This window comes from Desertihabitans aurantiacus, assembly GCF_003344635.1.
Classification (GTDB): Bacteria; Actinomycetota; Actinomycetes; order Propionibacteriales; family Propionibacteriaceae; genus Desertihabitans; species Desertihabitans aurantiacus.
Map to the genome: position 1 here is coordinate 1 of NZ_QPKK01000359.1, position 3,053 is coordinate 3,053.

Sequence of the window (3,053 nt, forward strand, 5' to 3'; positions counted from 1 at the left end):
GGTCGCGCTCGGCGCCGGCCGGCAGCCGGGTGGTCAGCGCCAGCGCCTGCCGCAGCAACCGCTCCGCGTGCTCCAGGGCCGTCTGGGCGGCGGCCCGCCGCGAGGCCTGCAGCAGCGCCGGGAGCGCGGCCGCCGGACCGGCGACCTCGGCACCGAGCAGCAGGTGGTGGGCGAGCTCGTCGACGCTGGTGTGGTGGCGACCGGTGGCCAGCTCGATGCCGACGGCCGCGTGCCACCGGGCGCGCGCCACCGGCCGCAGCTGCGCGTAGAGGGCCTCGTGGACCAGGCCGTGGGTGAAGCAGACCCGCGGCGCGGGCAGCAGCTGCTCGGTGACGAACCCGGTCTCCACGGCCTCGGCCAGGGCCGCGTCCAGGTCGGTGGCGGACAGGCCGCTGACCTGCTCCAGCACGGTGAACCCGGCCTCCCGGCCCACGACCGCGGACACCTCGAGGAGACGTCGGGTGCGGGGGCTCAGGGCGGCGAGCCGGTCCCGCAGCACCGCCACCACCGTGGTCGGGACGTCCCCGGCCGGGTCGGTCGGGGCGGCGGCGGGACGCTCGTCGAGCAGACGGGCCAGCTCGACCAGGAAGAAGGGGTTTCCCTCAGCCCTGGCGGCGACCGCGTCGACGCGGTCGGCGTCCACCGGCTGCCGCAGCCGCCGGGTGAGCAGCATCTTGGCGTGGTCGGGCGGCAAGCCGGTCAGCCGGATCTGGTGGGAGTCCGGGCCGACCAGCCGCCCCAGCAGTCCGGTGAGGGCCGGGGAGGCGGACGGCCCGGGCGCGCGCAGGGTGCACAGGAGCACCAGGGACGAGCCTGCCGCCGCCTCGACGACCGCGCCCAGCAGCTCCAGCGACAGCGGGTCGGCCTCCTGCAGGTCCTCGAGGACGACCAGCAGCCGCCGGCGGGCCCGGTCGGCGAGCAGCTCGGCGAGATCCCCGTGCAGGGCGGCTCGGGAGGCCGGCAGCGAGGCCGCCGGCAGGGCCGCCGGGTCGGGAGCCGCGCCGGCGAGGACGTCCGAGCCGGGGTGACCGGACAGCTCCGGCAGCGCGCGCAGCACCGGCGTCCACAGCCGGTAGGAGTGGTTCGTGCCGGCCGGATCCCGCCCCCGGCCCCACACGGTCGACCAACCCCTGCGCCGGGCCCGCGCCGCCACGTCCCGGCACAGCGTGGTCTTGCCGATCCCCGCCTCGCCGGTCACCAGCCACACCGACCCCCGGCCGTCCTCGGCTGCGGCCAGAGCCGCGTCCAGACGTCCCAGCGGGACGTCCCGGCCGATGCTGAGGTCGGTCGGGTCGTCGGTCACGCCCGCGGCGGTGCCGGTCGTGCCGGACGACCGCACCGGAGCCGGCTCCAGAGAGGCGTCCTGCTGCAGCAGGCGCACGTGCAGACGGCGCAGCCGGGGGCCCGGCTCGATCCCGAGCTCGGCGCCCAGCCGCCGTCGGAAGCGGTCGTAGGCCGCCACCGCCTCCGCCTGCCGACCGCACCGGGAGAGCGCCAGCAGGTGCAGCGCCTGGGAGCGTTCGCGGAGCGGGTGCTCGGTGAGCAGGTCGATCGTCTGCAGCAGGGCCGTCTCGGCGTCGCCGGTCCTGAGCAGGGCGTCGACGTGGCGCTCCCGGGTGCTGAGGACCTGCTCGACCAGCCGGTGGACCTCCGCCGCCCCGCTCGGCGGCAGCTGGTCGACGACGTCGGACAGCGGTTCGCCGCGGACCAGGCCGAGGGCGCGACGCGACAGCGCCACCGCGGCGTGGGGGTCGGCGTCCAGCTGCTCCTCGGCCGCCGCCGACAGCCTGTCGAAGAGCTCGGTGTCCACCGCCAGGTGGGGAGCATCGAGGACGTAGCCCGGCGGCCGGCGGCGGATCCGCAGGACGTCGGCCACGGCGGCCGACGGGTCGACACCGTCACCCAGGACCCGGCGCAGCCGCGACACGTAGGCCTGCAGGGTGGCGGTGGCGGTGTCGGGCGGGTCGTCGCCCCACAACCACTCCAGCAGCCGGGTGACCGACACCGTCCGACCCGGCTCCAGGGCCAGTCGGGCGAAGAGCGCACGGGCCTTCGGGGAGGGGAAGGCGACGGGTCGACCCGCCACCACCGCCTGCACGGGTCCGAGCAGCCGGACGAGCGGCTGGCGGTCGGCGTCCGGCCCGGTCGGGGCCGCACGCGGACGCCGACCGGCACCGCTGACCACCGCGTCCCTGGCGCCTCCGACTGGCACAGCGAAGTCTTGCACGGCGGCCCCGGCTGGGGTGTGGTTCGGAGCGGGGAGCGCCGACGGGGTCTGCAAGCATCCTGCAAGCCGGTCCGGTCAGAGTTCCCCCAGGTCGGCCACGGACGGGGGGACGTGGTCGCCGGAGCGGAAGGAACTGATGAGCGAGGACACCACGACCGGGGACCCGGCGGTCCCCCGCCGGCCCGGAGAGCACGACGACAGTCCGTCGAGCGGCTGGCCGCCGTCCGCGACGTCCCGCACCGTCGACATCGGCGGACCCGTGCACTACCTGGACTTCGCCGGTCCGGCCGACGGACCGGTCCTGGTCTGCGTCCACGGCCTCGGCGGCTCGGCGCTGAACTGGGGGCTGGTGGCGCCGCTGCTCAGCCACCGCGGCCGCGTCCGTGCCGTCGACCTGGTCGGCCACGGCGCGAGCCGCAGCCGGGCGCGGGGGGACGCGATCGAGGACGACCTGCGGGTGCTGGAGACCTTCCTCACGCAGGTGTGCCGACGACCGGTGGTGCTGGTGGGTCACTCCCTCGGCGGAGTGCTCGCCCTGCTGCTGACCGCACGCCGGCCCGACCTGGTCGAACGGCTGGTCCTGCTCAGCCCGCCGGTGCCCCGGCTCGACCGCGGGGCGCTGGACGTCCCCCTCGCGCTGCGGCTGCTGGCGCTGCGCCTGCCGGGCGTCGGCGCCCTGGTGGCACGCGGCCTGCGCCGGCTGCCCCCGGAGCAGGTGGTGGACCAGCAGCTGCGCGACGCCACCGCGCACTCCGCCCGGATCGCGCCGGAGGCGGTCGCGGCAGCGGTCGCCGAGACCCGGCGGCGTATGCGGGGCGCCGACTGG

Annotated in this window: 2 protein-coding genes; one reads left to right on the forward strand and one right to left on the reverse strand. The window is 77.1% G+C overall.

Features of this window, described 5'->3' with window-relative positions:
- Positions 1-2,212, reverse strand: a 2,212-nt coding sequence (locus DVA66_RS21085; RefSeq protein WP_198671944.1) for a BTAD domain-containing putative transcriptional regulator, incomplete at its 3' end; no start/stop codon positions are given.
- 151 nt (positions 2,213-2,363) lie between these two features.
- On the opposite strand from DVA66_RS21085, the gene DVA66_RS18865 reads away from it, so the two are divergent.
- Positions 2,364-3,053: alpha/beta fold hydrolase (locus DVA66_RS18865; protein ID WP_114561400.1), on the forward strand; the 690-nt coding region annotated here is incomplete at its 3' end.